This window comes from Antarctobacter aquimaris (genome assembly GCF_900184945.1).
In the GTDB taxonomy this organism is placed as follows: domain Bacteria; phylum Pseudomonadota; class Alphaproteobacteria; order Rhodobacterales; family Rhodobacteraceae; genus Maliponia; species Maliponia aquimaris.
Genome location: NZ_FXYF01000002.1, coordinates 473,996 through 495,777 on the forward strand (window position 1 = coordinate 473,996; position 21,782 = coordinate 495,777).

The window sequence follows — 21,782 nt, forward strand, 5'->3', positions numbered from 1 at the left end:
GGAATTTGCGCCAGACCCCGCCGAGGCACATGAGCCAGATCGATTCCCTGCCCCCGCTGCGCGAGGTCATCGCCACGCATGAGCTCAGCGCGCGCAAGTCGCTGGGCCAGAACTTTCTTCTGGACCTCAACCTGACCTCGCGCATCGCCCGTATCGCCGGCGACCTGACGCAGACCGACGTGCTGGAGGTCGGCCCCGGTCCTGGCGGGCTGACCCGCGGCCTTCTGGCCGAGGGCGCGCGCAAGGTGCTGGCCGTGGAAAAGGACCGCCGCTGCCTGCCCGCGCTGGCCGAGATCGCCGCCGCCTATCCCGGCCGGCTGGAGGTGATCGAGGGCGATGCGCTGGATGTCGACGTCTCGGCCCACCTGACACAACCCTACGCGATCTGCGCCAACCTGCCCTACAATGTCGGCACCGAACTGCTGGTGCGCTGGCTGACGCCACCAGATTGGCCGCCGGCCTGGCGCTCACTCACGCTGATGTTCCAGAAGGAAGTGGCCGAGCGGATCGTGGCCGAGCCGGGATCCAAGGCCTACGGACGCCTCGCGCTGCTGGCCCAGTGGCGCTGCGACGCGCGCATCGCGCTGACCCTGCCGCCAAGCGCCTTTACGCCGCCGCCCAAGGTCAGCTCGGCCGTGGTGCACCTGACCGCCCTGCCCGTACCGCGTTTCGCCGCGGACCAGAAGGTGCTGGAACGGGTGGTGGCGGCGGCCTTCAATCAGCGGCGCAAGATGCTGCGCGCGGCGCTCAAGGGGCTGTCGCCCGACATCGAGGCGCATCTGAACGCAGTCGGCATCGCCCCCACCGAACGCGCCGAGCGCGTGCCGCTGGAGGGCTTCTGCGCCCTGGCGCGCAGCCTCGCGGCCGCGAACCCGTAACTCAAAGGATCATTCCGCAGCGTCAGGCGGGGGCACGTCGCCGGGAGCCTGGGATTCGGGCGCGTCGGCCTCGGGCTTCTTGCGCGGCTTGCGCGGGGCGCGTGGCTTCTTGGGCTTGTCCTCGGCCGCGGCCTCCGGTGCGGACGCCTCGGCGTCGGGCTGCTGCTCGGGCGCCGGGTCGGCCGGCCTCGGCTTGGGTGCGCGCTGGCGCGGCTCCGGCTTGGGTTCGGGCTTGGGATCGGACTTGGGCTGGCGCTCGGCCCGGCTTTCGGGCGTGTCCACCAGTCCGGGGCCGTCATCCTCGCCGGTCAGGTCCAGCACGTCGGGCAGCACCGGGGCGCCACGCTCTTCCGAAGACGGCCCACCCTGCTGCGGCCGCGGCTGACGCTCGGGACGGCTCTCCGGCTCGCTCCCGTCGCGCTGCGGACGGTCACGGTCGCGCTGGGGCTGACGGTCGCGATTCTCGCGGCTCTCGCGCTCCTGCTGAGCCTGGCGGTCCTGCTGCGCCTGGCGGTCGCGGTTCTCGCGTTCCTGCTGCTCGCGCCGCTGGTCCTGCTCGCGCTGGGCCTCGCCCAGCATGCGCAGGTAATGCTCCGCGTGCTGCTGGAAGTTCTCGGCCGCCACACGGTCATTCGACAGTGCGGCGTCGCGCGCCAGCTGGTTGTATTTCTCAATGATCTGCTGCGGCGTGCCGCGCACCTTGCCCTCCGGGCCGCTGCTGTCGAACACGCGGTTCACAACATTGCCGACAGGATTGCGGTTGCGGTTATTCTTGTTCCGCGAGCGGGATTTGGAAGAACGCATATGTTTTTATTTCCAGCCTTATTGCGACGGCTTGGTGACGGAATGCAGCGCGTCATGCGCCAAACTGGTCGGTGTCACCCTGATGTTGGCTTGATGTTGCACCGGACCGGCCCGCAAGCCGTTCGACTGCGCAACTTGGTCTGAATATGCACATGGACTGCGCAGAGACAAGGGGAAACGCCCGGCGTTCACCTTTTTCGGGCCGAAAAATGCTGAAAACCGCCCGGCAGCGTGGCAACGACCACACGATCGCGCCCGGCGAGGTCCGGAATGACCCGCACACCGTGCAGCCCCGAGACCTGGAACAGCCGGCTGACCGCCATGCCCTGGCTCGCGCCGATCTCGACCACCAGCCGCCCGCCCGGCGCCAGCCGCAGCGCCGCGCCGTCCAGGATGGCGCGGTAGGCGGTCAGCCCGTCGGCCTCGTCGGTCAGCGCCAGCCGCGGTTCATGCTCGCGCACTTCGGGCGCGAGGAACGGCATCTCGGACACGGCGATGTAGGGCGGGTTCGACACGATCAGGTCAAAGCCCGCATCCTCCGGCCCCAGCGGCGCGTACCAGCTGCCCTGCCGCAGTTCGGCGCGGTCCTCCAGCCTTAGCGTGTTGCGGTTCCAGTAGGCCACGTTCAGCGCCGCCTCGCTGATGTCGGTGCCGATGCCCACCGCGGCCTGCCGTTCCGCCAGCAGGGTCAGCAGGATGCAGCCCGACCCGGTGCCCAGGTCCAGCACCGTGGCAAAGGGTTCCGTCAGCGCCACCTCGATCAGCGTCTCGGTCTCGGGGCGCGGGTCCAGCACCTCGGGCGTGACCAGGAAATCGCGGCCGTAGAACATCCGCCGCCCGGTCAGGTGGCTGACCGGCATCCGCTCGGCCCGCCGTTCGACCAACGTCAGATAGACCACCTCCAGGTCCGGCTCGACCGGCTCGGGCAGGAACAGGGTCAGCCGCCCGGCGGGCACCTTGAGCACATGGCTCAGCAGGCGGCGCGCATCGCGGCCCGGGTCGGGCACCCCCGCCTCGACCAGCCGCGCGGTGGCGCGCGACAACAGGTCCGCGCCGCGCGTCATCCCTGCATCTCGGACAGCAGCGCCGCCTGGTGTTCGGCGGTCAGCGCGTCGATGATCTCGTCGAGATCGCCGGCCAGGATCTGCTCCAGCCGGTACAGCGTCAGGCCGATGCGGTGATCGGTCATCCGCCCTTGCGGGAAATTATAGGTGCGGATGCGCTCGGAGCGGTCGCCGCTGCCGACCTGCGCCTTGCGCGCCCCCGCCCGTTCCGCATCGGCGCGCGAGCGTTCCAGGTCGAACAGCCGCGCGCGCAGCACCTGCATGGCGATCTCGCGGTTGCGGTGCTGCGATTTCTCGGAACTCGTCACCACGATGCCCGACGGGATGTGGGTGATCCGCACCGCCGAATCCGTGGTGTTGACGTGCTGGCCCCCTGCCCCCGAGGACCGCATGGTGTCGATGCGGATGTCGTTGGGGTCGATGCGGATGTCGACCTCCTCGGCCTCGGGCAGCACCGCCACCGTCGCGGCTGAGGTGTGGATGCGCCCGCCGCTCTCGGTCTCGGGGACGCGCTGCACCCGGTGTACGCCGCTTTCGAACTTGAGCCGGGCAAAGACGTTGTCGCCGACGATCCGCACCACCAGTTCGCGCACGCCACCCAGTTCGGACAGCTGTTCCTCGACCACCTCCCAGCGCCAGCCTTTCGCCTCGGAATAGCGCTGGTACATGCGCGCGAGGTCGGCGGCGAACAGCGCCGCCTCGTCGCCCCCCGTTCCGGGACGGATCTCCAGCATGGCGGGGCGGGCATCGGCGGCATCGCGCGGCAACAGCGCCAGTTGCACGGCGTGTTCGGCCTCGGGCAGACGGGCGCGCAACTCCGGCAGTTCCTCTTCGGCGAGCGCGCGCATCTCGGGGTCCTTCAGCAGCGCTTCGGCGCCGGCGATCTCGTCGCGCAACCGCTCCCATTCGGCGATCTGGGCGACCACCGGCTTGAGTTCGGCGTATTCGCGGCCCAACGCGGCAATGTCGCCCTGCCCCGTGGACATGCGCGCCTCGACGTATTCGAGTCGTTCCTTGATCTGCTGCATGCGGTCTGTCGGGATCATGCGGTTGCATTGCCGATTGCGCCGTGAGCGTCAAGCGTCGCGGCGCGGGTCGGGACCGACGCGGCATCGGCAAAAGCCTGTCGGTTCGCCGCGATGCGGCGCTCTGTGGCTTGACGCTCCGGCCCCGGGGTGCATCTGTCATCCCAAGAGTCGTGGCAAGACCGCGCCGGGCCGGGCACACAGCGCCGGGCGCATGACAGGATTGCCCAGAACCCGCTTGGAGGATGAAATGGCCGTCACCCTGAACGTCAACGGCACCGCGCAAGAGGTGGACCTGCCCCCGGAGGTGCCCCTGCTCTGGGCCTTGCGCGACGCGCTGAACCTGACCGGAACGAAATTCGGCTGCGGTGTCGCGGCCTGCGGCGCCTGCACCGTGCACATCGACGGCGAGGCGGTGTTCGCCTGCCAGGTCCCCATCGGCGAGGTCTGGGGCGATATCACCACGATCGAAGGGCTGGGCACGCCCGACGCGCTGCACCGGCTGCAACAGGCCTGGATCGACCACCAGGTCGCGCAGTGCGGCTACTGCCAGTCCGGCCAGATCATGCAGGCCGCCGCCCTGCTGGCCGCCACGCCCAATCCCACCGATGACCAGATCGACGCCGCCATGTCCGGCAACCTGTGCCGCTGCGGCACCTACCCGCGCATCCGCGCCGCCATCAAATCCGCCGCAGGGGAGGCCTGAGCCATGGCCAGCATCGGCAAGATCGCCCGCCGCACGTTCCTGATCGGGGCGGCCGCCATCGCCGGCGGCGCCGCCTTCGGCGCCTGGTACGTCACCCGCCCCGCGCCGAACCCGCTGAAACCCGGCGACGGCGAATCGGCGCTGAACGCCTTTGTCCTGATCGACGGCACCGGCGTCACCCTGATCGCGCCCCGCGCCGAGATGGGACAGGGCACCATGACCACCTGGGCCGCCCTCATCGCCGAGGAGATGGATCTCGACTGGGCGCAGGTCCGGGTGATCCACGGCCCGCCCGCGCAGGCCTATTTCAACAGCGCTCTGATGGGCGAGGGTTTGACCCACAAGGGCTATGACGCCTCCGCCTTCCAGCATTCGCTGGGCGAGATGATGGGCCACCTGGGCAAGGTCTTTTCCATGCAGGTCACCGGCGGCTCGACCGCCATGAAGGACGGGTACGAGCGGATGCGCGTCACGGGTGCCGCCGCGCGCGAGATGCTCAAGACCGCCGCCGCCGCGCGGCTGGGCGTCTCCATCGCCGACCTGCGCACCGAAAAGGGCGCGGTCATCGCCCCCGACGGCACCGCGATCCCCTATCCCGACCTCGCTGCCGAGGCCGCTCAGGTGGAACCGCCGCGCATCGAGCTGCGCCGCCAGGAGCAATGGACCCTGCTGGGCAATTCCCTGCCCCGGCTCGACATCCCCGCCAAATCCACCGGCACCGCGCAGTTCAGCATCGACACCCGCCTGCCGGGGATGCGCTATGCCGCCGTCCGCATGGCGCCCACCCGCGGCGGCATGAAATCCTACGACGCCTTCGAGGCCAACCGCATGCCCGGCGTGGAAAAGGTCGTCGACCTGGGCGATGGCCTCGCCGTGATCGCCACCAACACCTGGCTGGCGCAGCAGGCGCTGGACACCATCGGGGTCGAATGGACCCCCTCCGCCTACCCCGAGTCCACCGAGGCCATGTTCAGCGCCATCGAGGCGGCCTTTGACACCGAGCCGGATTCGGTCCTGCGCGACGACGGCAACGCCGACCGCCTGCCCCAGGGCGCGACGCGGATCGAAGCCGAGTACCGCGTGCCCTTCCTCGCCCATGCCACCATGGAGCCGATGAACGCCACCGCCTGGTTCGACGGCACCAACCTGCGACTGTGGTGCGGCAACCAGGGCCCGACCTTCCTGCGCGATGCCTGTGCCGCCGAGGCGGGAATCGCCCCCGAAGAGGTCGAGGTCAACGTCACCCTGATGGGCGGCGGCTTTGGCCGCCGCGGCGAATTCGACTACGCGGTGATCGCCACCCGCGTGGCCAAGGCGATGCCCGGCACCCCGGTCAACGTCACCTGGTCGCGCGAAGAGGACATGACCCACGATTTCTACCGCCCCGCCGCCATCGCGCGGATCACGGGTGCCGTGGCCGACGGCGCGCCCGTCACCTTCGACGCGCGGGTCGCCTCGCCCTCGATCGCCGCGCAGGCGCTGAAACGCTGGGTCGGCTTTTCGCCGGGCGGCCCGGACAAGGGCATCGTCGACGGCATCTACAACCAGCCCTATCGCATCCCCAACTACCGCGTCGCGGGATACCGGGCCGACATCGCACCGCCGCTGGGCTTCTGGCGCTCAGTCGGGTCCAGCTTCAATGGCTTCTTCCATGAAAGCTTCATGGACGAACTGGCCCATGCCGCCGACGCGGACCCGCTCGACTTCCGGCTGAAGCAGATGCGCGACGAATGGCTGCCCGGTTTCTACGTGCTGGAGGCGGTGCGCGACATGTGCGGCTGGACCGGCACCACGCCCGAAGGCACCGGCCGCGGCGTCGCCATGGTCTACAGCTTCGGCACCCCCTGCGCCGTGGTGATCGAGGTCATGCAGACCGAAGGCGGGATTCGCCTGACCAACGCCTGGATGGCCGCCGACCCCGGCGTCGCGCTGGACCCCTCGATCATCGAGGCGCAGCTGACCGGGGGCCTCGCCTACGGCCTCTCCGCCGCCATCGGCGAAGATATCACCTTTGCCGGCGGGGTCGTCGACCAGAAGAACTTCCCCGACTACGAACCCTTGCGCATGTCGCAGATGCCCGCCGTCGAGGTCAGCATCCTGGAACACCAGGAGCGGCTGAACGGCATCGGCGAGGTCGGCACCCCGCCCGCCGCCCCGGCGCTGGCCAACGCGCTGTTCGACCTGACCGGCAAGCGGGTGCGCGAACTGCCGCTGCGCAAGGCGTTCGATTTCTACATCTGATCCTTCTGACTTCGGCCCGGCCTTTTCCCGTGAAAGGCCGGGTTTCGGAAAATCCGCTTCAATGGCCGACGCGCGCCACCGTGCCGCCCCATTTCTTGCGCAATGCGGGGGCATAACCGCATGACCGGCGCGATCCCGCGGGATCCCGCCGCGGGTACGTTAACCAGTACCCCGGCCCCTGCCGACCCGCAGGGGCCGTTTTTCTGCCTGCCCCCGCGCTCCGGCGCCGGGCGGGACAGGGTTCCGCGAGGCCGGCATTCCGGGCTAGGCTGTGGCACGCAGACCGGCCCCCAGGAGACCCCGATGGATTATCCCCCCTTCATGCAGGCGCTTCCCGCCCTCGACATCCCCTTTCCCGAAGACGTGGTCAGCGCCCGCGCGGTCCGCTCGGACCAGGCGCTGGTGGTCTATTTCGCCGTGCATCAGCCGGTGGAACTGCCCGAGCACAGCCACGGCGCGCAATGGGGCCACATGTTCCACGGCCGGATGTCCCTGACGATCGGCGGCAAGACCCGCGAGTGCCGACCCGGCGACAGCTGGAACATCCCCGCGGGCGTGCCGCATTCCGCGCGAATCGAGGCCGGCAGCCTGCTGATGGATGTGTTCGAGGAACCGGACCGCTACCCGCTGAAGGGCTGAGCGCGCCGCCCGTCAGCCCGCCGCACGCAGCCCCTGCGCGCCGCGGTCACGCGCCCAGCCGCGCACCGCCTTGCCGAAAGCCTCGAACAGCGGGCGCGAGACCGGGTCGTTCGCGGCGTTCCATTCCGGGTGCCACTGCACCGCCAGGGTAAAGCCGGGCGCATCGCGCACATGGATCGCCTCCGGCGTGCCGTCGGGGGCGTGGCCCTCGATCACGATGCGGCGGCCGGGGGTCTTGATCCCCTGCCCGTGCAGCGTGTTGGTCATCACCTCGGTCGCGCCGAACAGCCGGTGGAACACGCCGCCCTCGGTCAGCGTCACCTTGTGGCGCAGTTCGAACTTTTCCTCCAGCGTGCCGTCAGGCGGCATCCGGTGGTTCAAGCGGCCCGGCAGGTCGCGGATTTCCGGGTAGAGCGAGCCGCCCATGGCCACGTTGACCTCCTGGAAGCCGCGGCAGATGCCCAGAAAGGGCTGGCCGCGCGCCACGCAGGCCCGCACCAGCGGCAGCGTGATCGCGTCGCGCGCCCGGTCATGCGCGCCATGCGCCTCGGTCCAGTCCTCGCCGTATTCCTCGGGGTGGACGTTGGGCCGCCCGCCGGTCAGCACGAACCCGTCGCAGCACTCCAGAAGCTCTTCCACGTTGACAAAGCGCGGGTCGGCGGGGATCACCAGCGGCAGGCAGCCCGAAACCTGCGCCACCGCCTCCGAATTCATCTGGCCGCCCGCATGGGTCGGATACTGATCGTTGATCAGGTAGGAATTGCCGATGATTCCGACGATGGGTCGCTGCATGCCCCGGACTCCTGTGGTCAGGGCCTTATTAAACCACGGGGGCCTTGACGAAAAGTGTCCGCCCGCACATCGCGCCCTGCGGTCGCACACAGGGCAGCGGATTGCCGCCTCGGCGGGCAGGTCAAACCCGCGACCGGGCATTTTGGGGGCGCTGCCCCCGCCGCCGCAAGCGGCGTCTCCCCCGAGGTATTTTTCAAACCAAAGAAGAAGTAGGCGCCGGGCCCGGGCTTCTTTGGTTTCCGAAATACCTCGGGGGTGAGGCCGAAGGCCGAGGGGGCAGCGCCCCCTCCTTCTTTCCCGTCCCGAAAGCGCTTAGCCGGCCGCCTTCAGCTCCAGCCGCCGGCGATGCAGCACCGGCTCGGTATAGCCCGAAGGCTGCACCCGCCCCTCGAACACCAGCTCGCAGGCCGCCTGAAAGGCGATCCCGTCAAAGCCGGGCGCCATCGGCCGGTAGGCCGCATCGCCGGCGTTCTGGCGGTCCACCACCTCGGCCATGCGCTTCATGATGTCCATGACCTCGTCCCTGGACACGATGCCGTGGTGCAGCCAATTGGCGATGTGCTGGGAAGATATCCGGCAGGTCGCGCGGTCCTCCATCAGGCCCACGTCGTTGATGTCCGGCACCTTGGAACAGCCCACCCCCTGGTCGATCCACCGCACCACGTAGCCCAGGATGCCCTGCGCGTTGTTCTCGACCTCGCGACGCACCTGCTCGGGGCGCCACTTGCGAAAGGCCGCCAGCGGGATCTCCAGCACCGCGTCCACGTGCGCGCGCCGCCCGCCCTTGCGCAGCTTGGCCTGCACGGCAAAGACATCGACCCGGTGGTAATGCAGTGCGTGCAGCGTGGCGGCGGTGGGCGACGGCACCCAGGCGCAGTTGGCGCCCGCCTTGGGATGCTCGATCTTGGCCTCCAGCATCGCCGCCATCTGGTCCGGCATGGCCCACATGCCCTTGCCGATCTGCGCCTTGCCGGACAGCCCGCACTCCAGCCCGATATCGACGTTGCGCGCCTCGTAGGCGCCGATCCAGCCCTTGCGCTTGATGAAATCCTTGCGGCTGAACGGCCCCGCCTCCATCGAGGTGTGGATCTCGTCGCCGGTGCGGTCGAGAAAGCCGGTGTTGATGAAGGCAACGCGATGCCTGGCCGCGCGGATGCATTCCTTGAGGTTGACGCTGGTGCGGCGTTCCTCGTCCATGATGCCCAGCTTGACGGTGTATTGCGGCAGGCCCAGGGCCGCCTCGACAAAGGTGAACACCTCGTCGGCAAAACCCACTTCCTCGGGTCCGTGCATCTTGGGTTTCACCACGTAGACGGACCCGGTGTGGCTGTTGCGCAGCCCTCCGGGCTTGGACAGGTCGTGCATGGCGATCAGTGCGGTCACCATGGCGTCCATCAGCCCCTCGTAGATTTCCGAGCCGTCGCGCAGCAGGATCGCCGGGTTGGTCATCAGGTGGCCGACGTTGCGCACCAGCATCAGCGCGCGGCCCTTGATGGCAAAGGGCGTGCCGTCCGGACCGACGAATTCCAGGTCCGGGTTCAGCGCACGGGTCATCTCCTGCCCGTTCTTGACGAAACGGTCGGTCAGGTCACCCTTCATCAGGCCCAGCCAGTTGGCATAGGCCAGCGCCTTGTCCTCGCCGTCGACGCAGGCGACCGAATCCTCGCAGTCCATGATGGCCGAGACCGCCGCCTCCAGCCGCACGTCGGCCAGCCCCGCCTGGTCGCGCGCGCCGATCATGTGCGTGCGGTCGAACACCAGCTCGACATGCAACCCGTTGTTGCAAAGCAGCACCGCCTCGGGCGCCTTGGGGTGGCCGCGATAGCCGCGGAACTTGTCCGGCTGGATCAGCGGCTGGTCGTCGACCAGCAGCGCGCCACCCTGCACGTGGTAGCGCCGCGCGTCGGCGTGGCTGACGCCCTCGACCGGAAAGGCCTCGTCCAGGAACACCCGCGCCCGCGCCACCACGCGCGCACCGCGTCCCTTGTCATAGCCGCCCTTGGGCGGGGCCGAGCCCATGGCGTCGGTGCCGTAGAGCCCGTCATAGAGGCTGCCCCAGCGCGCGTTGGCCGCGTTCAGCGCGTAGCGCGCGTTGGTGATCGGCACCACCAGCTGCGGGCCGGGCACGCGGGCGATCTCGGGGTCGGTGTTGGCGGTCTCGATCTCGAAGTCGCCACCCTCGGGCAGCAGGTAGCCGATCTCGCTCAGGAAGGCCTTGTAGGCCTCGTGGTCGTGCGGCTGGTTGGCGCGCGCCTTGTGCCAGTCGTCGATCTGCTTCTGCAGGCTCTCGCGCTTGTCCAGCAGCGCCGTGTTGCGCGGGCCGAAGTCATGCGCCAGCGCCGAAAGCGCGGTCCAGAATTCCCCCGCCTTGACACCGGTGCCCGGCAGGGCATGGGCCTCGATGAATGACGCAAGGCGTGTGTCCACCTGCAACCCCGCGCGCTCTGTTCGGTCGACCATGGTATACCTCTTCGGATGATGTGGCGCGGACCCTAGCATTTCGTTTCCGATAGGCAACATTCGACAGCCGCAATACTGTGCCTTCGCGGCGAAAGTTGCGCATGACACGGACAGGAGGACAGGCCTTGGCCGAACATCTCATCGACCTTGCCACGTGGCCGCAGGCCGACCGGTTCCACTGGTTCCGGCGCTACGAGCGGCCGCATTACGCCGTGACCACGCGGCTGACCATGACGCGGCTGATGGCGCAGCGCAAACCCTCCGGGGTGTCGCCTTATCGCGCCTGCCTACACGCCATCGGCAGCGGGCTGCACGCGGTGCCGGCGCTGTGCACGCGCTTTCGCGGCGACCGGGTGGTGCGGCATGACCGGGTGGCGCTGTCGGTGACGGTGCCCAGGGTGGACGGCGGGTTCAACTACGCCGACCTGCCCTTCGATCCCGACTATGCCCGGTTCGAGGCAAAGGCCTCGGCGCGCATCGTGGCGGCGCGCACCCGCGACGGGCTGGGCGCCAATGACGGATCGCAGGATGCGGTGGCCTACCTGTCCTGCCTGCCCTGGCTGGATTTCACCGCGCTGGACAACGCCCTGCCCGATGCGCAGGACTGTATCCCGCGTGTGTCCTGGGGCCGGATCGTGCCCGAAGGCGACGCATGGCGCATGTCCATGGCGATCCAGGTGCACCACGCGCTGGTCGATGGCGAACACCTGGGCGCGTTCTTTGCCGCCGTGCAGGACGCACTGGACACGGTCTGATCCGGGCGCGGAAACGCCTTTCGAAAGGCGTTCCAAGCGATTTCGAAATCGCTTGAAAAGCGGTGTCCCAGCCGCATGCCAACGGCGTTCGAACGCCGTTGCAAAGGCGCTTCGAAGCGCCTTCCCCGCGCCTCAGGCCGCCGCCTCGTCCTCGCCCGCCTGTTGCCGCGCCCAAAGCGCCGCGTAGCGCCCGCCACGGGCCAGAAGGCCCTCGTGCGTGCCCTGCTCGACCACCTCGCCGTCCTGCAACACCACGATGCGGTCCGCGTCCGCGATCGTCGACAGCCGGTGCGCGATGGTGATCACCGTGCGCCCCTCGCCGGCGCGGCGCAGCGCCTCCTGGATGCTCGCCTCGGTCTCGGTGTCCAGCGCGCTGGTCGCCTCGTCCAAGAGCAGGATCGGCGGGTCCTTCAGCAGCGTCCGGGCGATGCCGACGCGCTGCTTTTCCCCGCCCGAAAGCTTCAGCCCGCGCTCGCCCACCTGGGTGTCATAGCCCTCGGGCAGACTGGCGATGAAGTCGTGGATCTGCGCATCCCGCGCGGCGGCGTGGATCTCCGCCTCGGTCGCGCCGTCGCGGCCATAGGCGATGTTGTAGCGGATGGTGTCGTTGAACAGCACCGTGTCCTGCGGCACCACGCCGATCGCCGCGTGCAGGCTGTCCTGCGTCACGTCGCGGATGTCCTGCCCGTCGATCGTCACCCGCCCGCCGTCCACGTCGTAGAACCGGAACAAGAGCCGCCCGATGGTCGACTTGCCCGACCCGGACGGCCCCACCAGCGCCACGTTCTGCCCCGCGTCCACCCGCACGTCGATGCCGCGCAGGATCGGCCGCGACGCGTCATAGCCGAACTTCACCCCCTCGAAGGCCACCACCCCGCCGGTCACCTTCAGATCCGGCGCGCCGGGCTTGTCCGACACCTCGCGCGGCTGCTCCAGCAGGTCGAACATCTCGCCCATGTCGACCAGCGCCTGGCGGATCTCGCGGTAGACCGTGCCGAGAAAGTTCAGCGGCATGGTGATCTGGATCATGTAGGCGTTGACCATGACGAAATCGCCCACCGTCAGCGTGCCGTTCTGCACCCCCAGCGCCGCCATGACCATGACCGCGACCAGCCCCGATGTGATGATCAGCGACTGCCCGGCGTTCAGCATCGCCAGCGAGGTGGCGGTGCGGATCGCCGCATCCTCGTAGCGCTCCATCGCCACGTCGTAGCGCGCCGCCTCGCGCCCCTCGGCGCCGAAATACTTGACCGTCTCGAAGTTCAGCAGGCTGTCGATGGCCTTCTGATTTGCGTCGGTGTCCTGCCTGTTCATCTCGCGCCGCAGCTTCACCCGCCACTCGGTGACCTTGAAGGTGAACACGACGTAGAGCGCGATCACCCCCGCCACCACGATCAGGTACCAGACGTCGAACAGGAAAAAGAGCACCGCCGCGATCATAAGCAGTTCCAGCAGCAAGGGGCCGATGGAGAACAGCAGGAAGCGCAGCAGGAACTCCACCCCCTTCACGCCGCGTTCGATGATCCGCGACAGCCCGCCGGTCTTGCGCGTGATGTGGTAGCGCATCGACAGGCGGTGGATATGGGTAAAGGTTTCCAGCGCCAGCCGCCGCAACGCGCGTTGGCCGACCCGGGCAAAGACCGCGTCGCGCAATTGCTGGAAACCGACGCTCATCAGCCGCGCCATGCCGTAGGCCACGGTCAGCCCCACCGCGCCCAGCATCAGGTCCGACACGTCGCCCGACAGCGTGTCAACCGCCGCCTTGTAGATCAGCGGCGTGCCCACGGCGACCAGCTTGGACAGCAGCAGGAACCCTAGCGCGACCACCACCCGCTGCTTGACCCAGGTCTGGCCCTCGGGCCAGAGATAAGGCCCGACCCGGCGGATCGTGCGCCAGCCCGAGCGGCGTTCCTCGGCGGCGGTCTGCCGGTCGGTGGTCAGGTCGGGGGGCATGGCGTGGCCTTCTGCTGTCGCATACCACCTAGCGGGCGACCGGCGGAGTTTCCAGAGCCGTCGGTCGCCGTGCAGGTGTCAGGACCGAGAGGCTCAGTCCGTCGGCCCCGAGGGCAGGTCGAAGATCTGGCCGGGATAGATCAGGTCAGGGTCGCGGATCCGCTCGCGGTTGGCCTCGAAGATGCGGACGAACTGCATCCCGTCGCCATAGCGCTGCCGCGAGATGCCCCACAGCGTGTTGCCCGGCTGGATCGTCACGGTCGCGATCCCCCCGCCCTGGGTCACGGCGCGTTCCAGCACCGCCGCGCTTTCGCGCAGAAAGGGGCTTTCGACCCGGGCCAGCACCTGCCCGCGCGCGTCGATCTGGTCGATCCGCAGGGTATAGGTGCCGGTGTCCACCTCCGGCAGGTCCACGCGCCAGCGGCCGTCCTCGCGGATGCGCGAGGTCGTGATCGGCGCATTGTCCAGGTAGATGCGGACAAAGGCCGAGGTGTCGCCCCGGCCGGACAGCAGCACGTCGCCCGCGTCGTTGTAGCTGATCGCGTCCAGCGCCACGTCCCCGGGCGCGATCGGGTCGGTCGACAGCGCCTCCACCCCGCGCGGGGTGGACAGCAGCACCGCCGGCGCGCGCGGCTCTGCCGGGACGGCGCCGGCCAGGGGCTCGGCCCGGGCGGTGATCACCGGGTCGCCCGCCGGGGTCCGCGCGTCGGTGGCCAGGGCGGACTCGGGCTGGGCGGGGGCGCCGGGGGCGCGCGCCGTGACCAGCGGGACCTCCGGGTTGGTTACGGAGGCGGGTGCGTCTCCCGCCGGCACCGATCCGGTGACGGTGGCAGGCGCGGCGGTGACGACCGGCGCCCCGCCGTTGTCCGGCAGCGCCGGCACGGCGGCGCCGTCGGGATCGCCGGTGGCGCCGGGGGCGGCCAGCGGACCGGGGGCGTCGCCGGTCTGCGGCAGCGGCACGGCGCGCGCCACGCCATCCGGCACAGGCGCAGCAGACGGGTCAGGGCTGCCCGAGGTGACGTTGGGACCATCGACCGTGGCGGCAGGCCGTGCGGGCGAGACATCCGGCGCACGCGGCGCGGGGATCAGCCCCGGCGCGGCAGCCACGTCCACCGACGACCCCGGCGCGCCTTCGCCCGCCGTCAATGTACCGGACGCAGGGGCGCCCTCACCGCCCGTCGCCGCGCCGGGCGCGGGGGCGGGTTCGGCGCCGGCCTGGGTCTCCAGCAGCGGCGTCGCGGGGCCGGTGCCGCCGGGGCGCGGCGCGGGTCTGATCTCGGCCGCGGCGACCTGCGCCGGGGCGACGATGATCTCGTCGTCCGACACGACCACGGTGTCATCCTTGGTCATGCGCAGGCTGATGACCGACGCCTCCGCCGCCGACAGTTCGAGAAAGACCGAGAACTTGCCGTCGCCGCCGATGGTGACCGTCTCGGCCAGGTCGCCGTTGACCAGGATCTCGAGCAGCGCGCCCGGCTCGCCGCCGCCCGCCACCAGCGAGAAACCGTCGGTTTCGGCGCGCACCACGTCAAAGCGGGGCCGGATCAGCGTCGCATCGCCGTCGAACAGCAGTTCGGGCACAACCGCGCCCTGCCCCGGCTCGAACAGCGGCAGCAGCGCCATGTCCGCCAGTCCCGGCTCGGCACCCGGCTCGGGCGGCGCGGCGGCGGCCACGGTTTCGGCCGGAGCGGACTCGGCCGGAGCGGTCCGCGCAAGGGTGCCGGCCGGCGCGCCCTCGTCCGGGGCCGGCGCGGTGGCCGTTTCCGCCGGGGCCGAAGGCGCGGGTTTCGGCGCGGTGCCGGGGTCCGGCGGGGCGACACCGGGACGCGGTGCGCTGGCCGTCTCGACCGGCGTCTCCCCCGCGACGCCCGGGATCGGCGTGTCACCCGGACTGGGGGCCAAAGCGGTGTCGCCGGGGGCGGCGACGGCGGGTCTGGGGGCCGTGGCCTGTTCCGACGGGGCGGCACCGGGCAGCGGCGCCTCGGCCGCGTCCAGCGGCGCGGCGGCGGGCGCGGGCACCACCGGCGTCACACCCGGCTGCGGCGCGTCGGAGGACACCAGCGGGGCGGCGCCCGGTGCGGGCGCGACGGTCGTCGGGGTCGGCTGGACTCCGGGATCGGCGGCGACCGCCGTCGTGGCCGGGTCCGCCGCCACGAGCGGCTTGTCCGGTCCGGTCGCGGTCGGCGTGGCCGGGGCCTGCGGCGCCACGGCCAGCGGCGCGGGCTGCGGCGCCGGGGCGTCGGGTGCGTCCGGCGCGCGGTTCATCGTCACGGCGATCACGCCCGCGACGCCCGCGCCCGCGAGGACCAGATACAAAGCTGTCTTGCTCATGGCAGTCTTCCGTTGTGCAGTTCCTGCGGTCGCTGCCCCCCGACGGGACCACAGGACGGTCGAACTCTAGTATCTCACAGGCCATCAAGGGTCAAAAGTCGTTTTTTCATCTGGTCTTGGAGCCCGGACTGCACACGCGGTCCACCTGCGTCCCCTGCGGGGCGCGCATGGGAGACAATCGCGACGTCACCACCCAGGCCGAGGCGCCGGGCCAGACCATGGCGGCCGAGGGCTGGCGGCTGGTCCGGGGCGCGGGCGACGTGGGTCTGATCGGCTGCATGGCGCGGGCAGCTGTGCCGACCGCTCGCTCCTCGACGTCGTTCAGAGCGGCGCGTCGGCGGGCGAGGTCATGACCCGCCTGCGCCGCGCCCTTTCCTGAGCCAGGCTGGCGACCGAGTAGATCGCCAGCGCGACCCAGATCAACCCGAAGGCGACGATGTACCAGATGGTCAGCGGCTCTCCGAACAGCACGACCGCGCAAAAGAACTGCAGCGTCGGGTTGATGTACTGCAACAGGCCCAGCGTGGTCATGTTCACCCGTTGTGCCGCGGCCGAGAACATGATCAGCGGCAGCGCCGTCAGGAACCCGGAAAACACTAGCAGGACCGAAGTGTAGAGGTCGCCGCCGAACACGCCCTTGTCCTGCATCGCCAGCGTCACCAGCCAGGTCAGGCTGATCGGCGCCAGCAGCAGCACTTCGGCGGTGACGGACACCACCGGCCCCACCGCCAGCCGTTTCTTGACGATGCCGTAGGCGGCAAAGGTGCTGGCCAGGATCAGCGCGATCCAGGGCGCGGTGCCCAGCCCCCAGGTCAGCTGCACCACCGCCAACGTTGCCAGCCCCACGGCCACCCATTGCGCCACCCCCAGCCGCTCGCGCAGGACGACGACGCCCAGCAGCACCGCCAGCAGCGGAAAGATGTAGTAGCCCAGCGAGGTTTCCCGCAGCTGGCCGATCTGCACCGAGAAGATGAACAGGAACCAGTTGGCGGTGATCATCAGCGCCGAAAACCCGGTGATCGCCACCTTCTTCGGGCTTCCCAGCGCGTCGCGCAGACGCGCCAGCCGTCCCTGGAAGGCCAGCAGCCCGGCAAAGACCACCAGCGACCAGAAGGTGCGATGCGCCAGCAACTCCAGCGGCGGCACATGGACCAGCAGCTTGTAATAGATCGCCGACAGCCCCCAGATCGTGCAGGCGCCGATCATCAGCAGGATGCCCCGGGTGTGCGTGCTCATGGCGGCCCCTATGCCGGCCGGGCCGATCCGGGGGCGCGGCGCTCTGCCGCATCCCCCCGCCCCGGCCCCGAAGTCCGACAGGCTGGTGTCACAGCGCCCGCGCCTGGGCAAAGGACACCAGGCGCCGGGACTCCTCGTCCCACAGGTGCACCCGGACGCTTTGCAGGCTCTGCCGGATCGTCATCCGGTTGCTCTGTGCCAGTTCCGCGTGATCCCGCAGCACCTCGGGCAAGCGATAGAACGGGATTCGGCTGTAGAGGTGGTGGACGTGGTGGACGCCGATGTTGGCGCTCAGCCATTGCAGCACCGGAGGCAGCACATAGTACGAGCTGCCCTTCAGCGCGGAATCGTGCAGCTGCCAGTCCTGCTCGGAATCCCAGTGCGTGGTTTCGAACTGGTGCTGCACGTAGAACAGCCAGACCCCCGCCGTGGCCGCCAGCAGCGTCGAGGGCAGGAAAATCAACAGGATGGGCGCGAGACCGCCAAAGTACAGCACGAGTCCCATCCACACGAGCAGCGCGGCATTGGTGCACAGCGCGCTGACCCAGAAGGTGACACTGCCCATCAACCCCAGCGGCAGCCTGTTCTGGAACAGGAACAGGTAACCCGGTCCCAGCCCGAACAGGACCACGGGATTGCGATACAGCCGGTAGATCAACCTGTTGAACGGGGTCAGCGCACGGTACTCCTGGACCGTGTAGGTCTGGATGTCCCCCATGCCCCGGCGTCCGAGATTGCCGGCCGAGCTGTGGTGAATGGAGTGGGAGCGCCGCCAGACGTCGTAGGGTGTCAGGGTCAGCACCCCGATCGCCCGCCCCAGCCAGTCGCTCAATGTCCGGCTCTGAAAGAACGCCCCGTGGCCGCAATCGTGCTGGATGGCGAACAGGCGCAACAGAAAGGCGGCGTTGAACAGCGAGAGCGCGAAGGTCAGCCAGTAGCTGACCGACATGGACCACCATGCAAGAACCCACAAGACCAGGAACGGACCCAGGGTGACCGCAAGTTCGAACGAACTGCGGACCGGATCGGATTCGCGGTACTCGGCGAGGAGCCTGACCCATTCCCTTGCGGGACGGGCTTCGCTCAGCTGACTGACAACTTCGGATTTATCGACCATCGTCGGCTTGTCATGTCTGGGGCCGGCTTTGTCAACGGCCGAAGAAACAGCGCAACCCGCGCGGCGCGCGGGCCGGCCGTGCCGCCCCCCGCCGCGTCACCGCCTGGCCGCCCTGGGAAACGACCCGCCGCCGAGGCGCGCAGACATCCTTTCCGCCACGAATTGCCCCGGAAACGCAAAGGGGAGCGGCCTTGTGCCGCTCCCCCTTCGTGTCGTCCCTGGCGCGATTACAGCCGCGAGGCGACGTTTTCCCAGTTCACCAGGTTCTCGAGGAAGTTCGACAGGTAGGCCGGGCGCTTGTTGCGGAAGTCGATGTAGTAGGAATGTTCCCACACGTCGCAGCCCAGCAGCGCGGTCTGGCCAAAGCACAGCGGGTTCACGCCGTTCTCGGTCTTGGTGACCTTCAGGCCGCCATCCTTGTCCTTGACCAGCCAGCACCAGCCCGAGCCGAACTGCCCCGCACCCGCGGCCGAGAACTGCGACTTGAACTCGTCGACGGTGCCAAAGCTGTCCTTGATCGCGTTCTCCAGTTCGGAGGGCATCGCCTTGGCGCCGGGGCCCATCATCTCCCAGAACTGCTTGTGATTCCAGTGCTGCGAGGCGTTGTTGAAGATGCCGCTCTGCGCCACGGCGCCGGCCTGGTAGGTGCCCTTGACGATCTCTTCGAGCGTCTTGCCCTCCCACTCGGTCCCGGCGACCAGCTTGTTGCCGTTGTCGACGTAGGCCTTGTGGTGGATGTCGTGGTGGTACTCCAGGGTCTCCTGGCTCATGCCCTGGCTGGCCAGCGCATCGTGTGCATAGGGAAGATCGGGAAGTTCGAAAGCCATGTGTCACCCCTCCGTGGTGTTGCCGTTCTCTGCCGCAATAGGTGTCGCCCCTGCGCCCCAAGGTCAACCCTGACGAGACCGGGAAAGTTCCTTTCACCTCGAAACTTCCCTGGTCCACGCGCCGCAGACCCCCAGATGATGGACGGCAGCACAGGTATTGCAGCCGGGAAAATGCTGCTAGCCTGCCGGAATCCAGCAACCGAGGCGCCCATGACCAAAGCACTGACCCTGATCCTGACGCTGATTTTCGCCGCAAGCACGGTGAATGCCCAGACCAACGGCGGCCAGCCGGTCGAAAGACAGGGCGGGGACTGGCTGTCTGGCCACTGGGGCGGCCATGTCATCTGCAGCGACGGTCGGGCCTGGGCCATCTTTCACCATATCCGCTCTGACGGGCGCAGCGCCGAATCCGACTACTACTTTTTCGGGTCGTCCAGGGGCACCGCGCAGGTCGATGTCTTTTCCACCGATACGGTGCTGATTTTCGATCCCCGCGACAGCACCGTCTACGGGTGGCAGTACACCCGCGAAGGCAACGCCCTGGTCGGCACCTCGCGCGGAATCGATTGCCGCTCCAGGCTGGCCGCCATCAGCGAGAAAGAGTTTCGCTATGGCACGGGCACCGCGCGCTGATCCCCTGTCAGGTCGTATCGCCCGGATCGGACAGGGGCCGTGCCGCGCCACCTGTCCCGGCGTGGCGCGGTCGGCGTCGTCTCACGGCGACAGGTCCTGCACGATGCAGGTGCCCGCCCGGTTGTACACCCCCTCCAGCCCCAGCGGGCGCGCGGTGACGTTCACCTTGCCGCTCGCCTTGAGGTAGGTGGCGCGGTAGTCCATCCGCACGCGCTGGTTGCTAGCCGACCGCGTCTCCAGCGACCAGGCAAATGTCACACGCGCGGCGTTGTCCTGCACCAGCCGCCCCTCCAAGGGCACGCCGCCGTTCAGGCCCAGGATCGCCGGGTCCGAAACCACCACGCGGTCAATCGCCCGGTCCAGCCCGAAGAAGATCAGCGGCTGGATCCAGTCGCGGTCCTTCGCGCCTTCGAAGGTGCACTTGAACCCGGTCTTTTGCGCCTCCGCCGCACCGCCAAGGGCGGCCCAGAGCAGCAGGGTCAGAAGCACGGTGCGCATGGCGGGTCCGATCGTCGCGGGCAACCCCGCCACTATCGGCACCGCCGTCACGCTTGGCAACCGGGCGTGCGGACCATGGCGCGTAATAGCCAACCCGAGCCCCGAAGCGCGCCGTGATCTTCGGCAGGGCGCACTCCCGGTGCCGCCGGACCGGTCTCCGGCGCCCCCCGCCGCGCAAATCACCTGCGGCGCCGCCCGCCGGGCAGCGCCGCGTATCACGTCCCGTCGGCCGGTCCGCGCTCAGTTGGCAGGCGTGGCCAGCGGCTGGCCGTTCTCGATCACGTAGGTCGCGATCACCTTTGCCCCCTGCGCCCCGCTCCTTGCGTCGTGGATCACGCCGGCGGGGACGAGGTAGGAGTCCCCGGCGACCAGATCGCGCGGCGCCTCGCCGTCGATCAGCAGCGTAAAGCTGCCTTCGATCACGTAGCCGGATTCCGGGCCAGGATGGCTGTGCCGGCCGATCAGGACGTCGGGCACGATCTCGGCCAGACCGATCACCGTGCCGTAGTTCGAGTCCGGCACCGCGAATTTCTGCAACGGCGTGCGCTTGATGGTCTCCGCCGGCGCGGCGGTCGTCTGCTGGGCAAGCACGTCCCCTGCGGGCGCAAGCCCAAGAACGAAGGCAAGGGCAAGGGCGCAAACACCCGGTCTGATCGAAATCATCTGGAGTCTCCTTTCGTGACAACGATTTGGCGATGTTCGGTCAATCGTGGGCGCGTGTCTTGGACAAGGACGAACAGCGGCACGGACTGGGGCGAACTGGCGCCCCGGTCCGTGCCGCGAAACACGGTGCAAAGACCAGGCAAAGCGCGTATCCTGCGACCATGGCAGTCGGGGCCGGGAAACGGGTGATGCGGCTGGTTGATACCGACAGCGGGAGCTTCCGCTTTTCGACGCAGGGCGTCGCGCCCGGCAAGCGACTGGCCGCGCTGCGCGAGATTTTCGGCGAGATGATCCGCCTCGACTTCGAGGCGACGCAGGACCAGCCGGTCGAGGCGGAACTGGCCGTGGACATCACGCCGGGCTTGCGCCGGACGCGCATCGTCTCGCCGCTCACCGCCCGCATTGCCCGGCCCGCGCACATGCTGGCCGATGGCGAGGACTCGCTCTGCCTCATCATGAAGACCGGCGGCAAGCTTGCGCTGTCGCAGCGCGGGGTCGAGGCCGAGGCCGCCGACGGCGACGCGCTGCTGCTGATGTACCGCGAACCGGCGGACCTGAGGTTCTCGGACCTGACCTATGTCGCCGTGCGCGTGCCCTTCGCGGCGCTGCAACCGCTGGCGACGGACGTGGAACTGGCCACCGCCCGGCGCATTCCCGGCAGCAACGAGGCGCTGCGCCTGCTGCGGGGCTACCTGCCCACCCTGCCCGCCCGCTTCGAGGCGCCGCAGATGTCGCGGCTGGCGGCGGCGCATGTCTACGACCTGATCGCGCTGGCGTTGGGCGCGACCGAGGAGGCCGCGCAGACCGCAGGGCGCGGCGGCCTCAGGGCGGCGCGGCTGGATGCGGTCAAGCGCGACCTGGCGCGGAACGCCGATCTGCGGCTCGACGAGCTTGCCCGGCGTCACCGCATCACGCCGCGCTACGTCCAGTTGCTGTTCGAGGACGAGGGCACCAGCTTTTCAGCCTTCGTGCGTGACCTGCGGCTGGCGGCGGCGCACGCCATGCTGGCAAGTCCGCGCTACCGGGCGTGGACGCTGACCAGCATTGCGTTCGAGGCCGGGTTCGGCGACCTGTCCCATTTCAACCGCTGCTTTCGTCGCCACTACGGCATGACGCCGTCGGACCATCGCGCCCGGTCGGCTGCCGCGCGCGACGGCTGA

The 21,782-nt window shown here is 69.2% G+C and carries 20 protein-coding genes; 8 read left to right on the plus strand and 12 right to left on the minus strand.

Annotated elements, in window-relative coordinates:
• The first annotated feature begins 29 nt into the window (after positions 1 to 29).
• Entirely contained in the window at positions 30 to 878 is an 849-nt protein-coding gene (rsmA, locus tag MAA8898_RS05060) for a 16S rRNA (adenine(1518)-N(6)/adenine(1519)-N(6))-dimethyltransferase RsmA (RefSeq protein ID WP_094019881.1), read from the plus strand.
• A gap of 9 nt (positions 879 to 887) precedes the next feature.
• On the opposite strand, the gene MAA8898_RS05065 is transcribed toward rsmA, so the two are convergent.
• The 3 genes from MAA8898_RS05065 to prfA form a co-directional block, all read right to left on the minus strand.
• On the minus strand, positions 888 to 1,682 hold the full coding sequence (locus MAA8898_RS05065) for a DUF4167 domain-containing protein (protein WP_094019882.1): 795 nt from the start codon (positions 1,680 to 1,682) through the stop codon (positions 888 to 890).
• A 188-nt stretch (positions 1,683 to 1,870) separates the two neighbouring features.
• Positions 1,871 to 2,746 (minus strand): peptide chain release factor N(5)-glutamine methyltransferase, encoded by an 876-nt coding sequence (gene prmC / locus MAA8898_RS05070; protein ID WP_094019883.1) that lies wholly within the window; start codon positions 2,744 to 2,746, stop codon positions 1,871 to 1,873.
• On the minus strand, positions 2,743 to 3,792 hold the full coding sequence (gene prfA, locus MAA8898_RS05075) for a peptide chain release factor 1 (protein ID WP_094019884.1): 1,050 nt from the start codon (positions 3,790 to 3,792) through the stop codon (positions 2,743 to 2,745). Before prfA ends, prmC begins: the two co-directional genes overlap by 4 nt.
• A 229-nt stretch (positions 3,793 to 4,021) precedes the next feature.
• On the opposite strand from prfA, the gene MAA8898_RS05080 reads away from it, so the two are divergent.
• The 3 genes from MAA8898_RS05080 (at position 4,022) to MAA8898_RS05090 (ending at position 7,357) form a co-directional block, all read left to right on the plus strand.
• A complete protein-coding gene (locus MAA8898_RS05080) occupies positions 4,022 to 4,477 on the plus strand; it encodes a (2Fe-2S)-binding protein (RefSeq protein ID WP_094019885.1) in 456 nt (151 codons plus the stop codon).
• Positions 4,478 to 4,480: 3 nt separating this feature from the next.
• Positions 4,481 to 6,718: a xanthine dehydrogenase family protein molybdopterin-binding subunit gene (locus tag MAA8898_RS05085; RefSeq protein ID WP_094019886.1), complete on the plus strand. Its 2,238-nt coding sequence runs from the start codon at positions 4,481 to 4,483 to the stop codon at positions 6,716 to 6,718.
• A 303-nt stretch (positions 6,719 to 7,021) separates the two neighbouring features.
• Entirely contained in the window at positions 7,022 to 7,357 is a 336-nt protein-coding gene (locus MAA8898_RS05090) for a cupin domain-containing protein (RefSeq protein ID WP_094019887.1), read from the plus strand.
• Between the two features lie 12 nt (positions 7,358 to 7,369).
• Here the strand turns inward: MAA8898_RS05090 and MAA8898_RS05095 are convergent, their stop codons facing one another.
• Positions 7,370 to 8,149 carry a gamma-glutamyl-gamma-aminobutyrate hydrolase family protein gene (locus tag MAA8898_RS05095; RefSeq protein ID WP_094019888.1) on the minus strand — a complete coding sequence of 260 codons (780 nt, stop codon included), beginning with the start codon at positions 8,147 to 8,149 and terminating at the stop codon, positions 7,370 to 7,372.
• A 312-nt stretch (positions 8,150 to 8,461) separates the two neighbouring features.
• On the minus strand, positions 8,462 to 10,609 hold the full coding sequence (locus MAA8898_RS05100) for a malate synthase G (protein ID WP_094019889.1): 2,148 nt from the start codon (positions 10,607 to 10,609) through the stop codon (positions 8,462 to 8,464).
• A 125-nt stretch (positions 10,610 to 10,734) separates the two neighbouring features.
• On the opposite strand from MAA8898_RS05100, the gene MAA8898_RS05105 reads away from it, so the two are divergent.
• Entirely contained in the window at positions 10,735 to 11,364 is a 630-nt protein-coding gene (locus tag MAA8898_RS05105; protein WP_094019890.1) for a CatA-like O-acetyltransferase, read from the plus strand.
• A 132-nt stretch (positions 11,365 to 11,496) separates the two neighbouring features.
• On the opposite strand, the gene MAA8898_RS05110 is transcribed toward MAA8898_RS05105, so the two are convergent.
• Together MAA8898_RS05110 and MAA8898_RS26670 are read right to left on the minus strand one after the other, a co-directional pair.
• Positions 11,497 to 13,317: an ABCB family ABC transporter ATP-binding protein/permease gene (locus tag MAA8898_RS05110; RefSeq protein WP_094019891.1), complete on the minus strand. Its 1,821-nt coding sequence runs from the start codon at positions 13,315 to 13,317 to the stop codon at positions 11,497 to 11,499.
• 93 nt (positions 13,318 to 13,410) lie between these two features.
• Complete coding sequence (locus tag MAA8898_RS26670; protein ID WP_245853241.1) at positions 13,411 to 15,648, minus strand: LysM peptidoglycan-binding domain-containing protein; 2,238 nt, start codon at positions 15,646 to 15,648, stop codon at positions 13,411 to 13,413.
• 167 nt (positions 15,649 to 15,815) lie between these two features.
• Here MAA8898_RS26670 and MAA8898_RS25710 point away from each other — a divergent pair, with 167 nt between their 5' ends.
• Positions 15,816 to 16,001, plus strand: coding sequence for a hypothetical protein (locus MAA8898_RS25710; RefSeq protein WP_141194793.1), 186 nt, complete (start codon positions 15,816 to 15,818; stop codon positions 15,999 to 16,001).
• Here MAA8898_RS25710 and rarD read toward each other — a convergent pair.
• The 3 genes from rarD to MAA8898_RS05135 all read right to left on the minus strand — a co-directional run bounded on the left by rarD (position 15,970) and on the right by MAA8898_RS05135 (position 18,828).
• On the minus strand, positions 15,970 to 16,884 hold the full coding sequence (gene rarD / locus MAA8898_RS05125) for an EamA family transporter RarD (RefSeq protein ID WP_094019893.1): 915 nt from the start codon (positions 16,882 to 16,884) through the stop codon (positions 15,970 to 15,972). The two genes, MAA8898_RS25710 and rarD, sit on opposite strands and share 32 nt — an antisense overlap.
• 88 nt (positions 16,885 to 16,972) lie before the next feature.
• A complete protein-coding gene (locus MAA8898_RS05130; protein WP_094019894.1) occupies positions 16,973 to 18,001 on the minus strand; it encodes a fatty acid desaturase in 1,029 nt (342 codons plus the stop codon).
• A gap of 227 nt (positions 18,002 to 18,228) precedes the next feature.
• Positions 18,229 to 18,828 (minus strand): superoxide dismutase, encoded by a 600-nt coding sequence (locus tag MAA8898_RS05135; RefSeq protein WP_094019895.1) that lies wholly within the window; start codon positions 18,826 to 18,828, stop codon positions 18,229 to 18,231.
• Between the two features lie 210 nt (positions 18,829 to 19,038).
• Here MAA8898_RS05135 and MAA8898_RS05140 point away from each other — a divergent pair, with 210 nt between their 5' ends.
• Positions 19,039 to 19,461 carry a hypothetical protein gene (locus tag MAA8898_RS05140; protein WP_094019896.1) on the plus strand — a complete coding sequence of 141 codons (423 nt, stop codon included), beginning with the start codon at positions 19,039 to 19,041 and terminating at the stop codon, positions 19,459 to 19,461.
• 81 nt (positions 19,462 to 19,542) lie between these two features.
• Here the strand turns inward: MAA8898_RS05140 and MAA8898_RS05145 are convergent, their stop codons facing one another.
• Together MAA8898_RS05145 and MAA8898_RS05150 are read right to left on the minus strand one after the other, a co-directional pair.
• Positions 19,543 to 19,959, minus strand: coding sequence for a hypothetical protein (locus tag MAA8898_RS05145; RefSeq protein WP_094019897.1), 417 nt, complete (start codon positions 19,957 to 19,959; stop codon positions 19,543 to 19,545).
• Positions 19,960 to 20,199: 240 nt separating this feature from the next.
• Positions 20,200 to 20,622 (minus strand): cupin domain-containing protein, encoded by a 423-nt coding sequence (locus MAA8898_RS05150; protein ID WP_094019898.1) that lies wholly within the window; start codon positions 20,620 to 20,622, stop codon positions 20,200 to 20,202.
• 188 nt (positions 20,623 to 20,810) lie between these two features.
• On the opposite strand from MAA8898_RS05150, the gene MAA8898_RS05155 reads away from it, so the two are divergent.
• Positions 20,811 to 21,782 carry a helix-turn-helix transcriptional regulator gene (locus MAA8898_RS05155; protein WP_176445069.1) on the plus strand — a complete coding sequence of 324 codons (972 nt, stop codon included), beginning with the start codon at positions 20,811 to 20,813 and terminating at the stop codon, positions 21,780 to 21,782.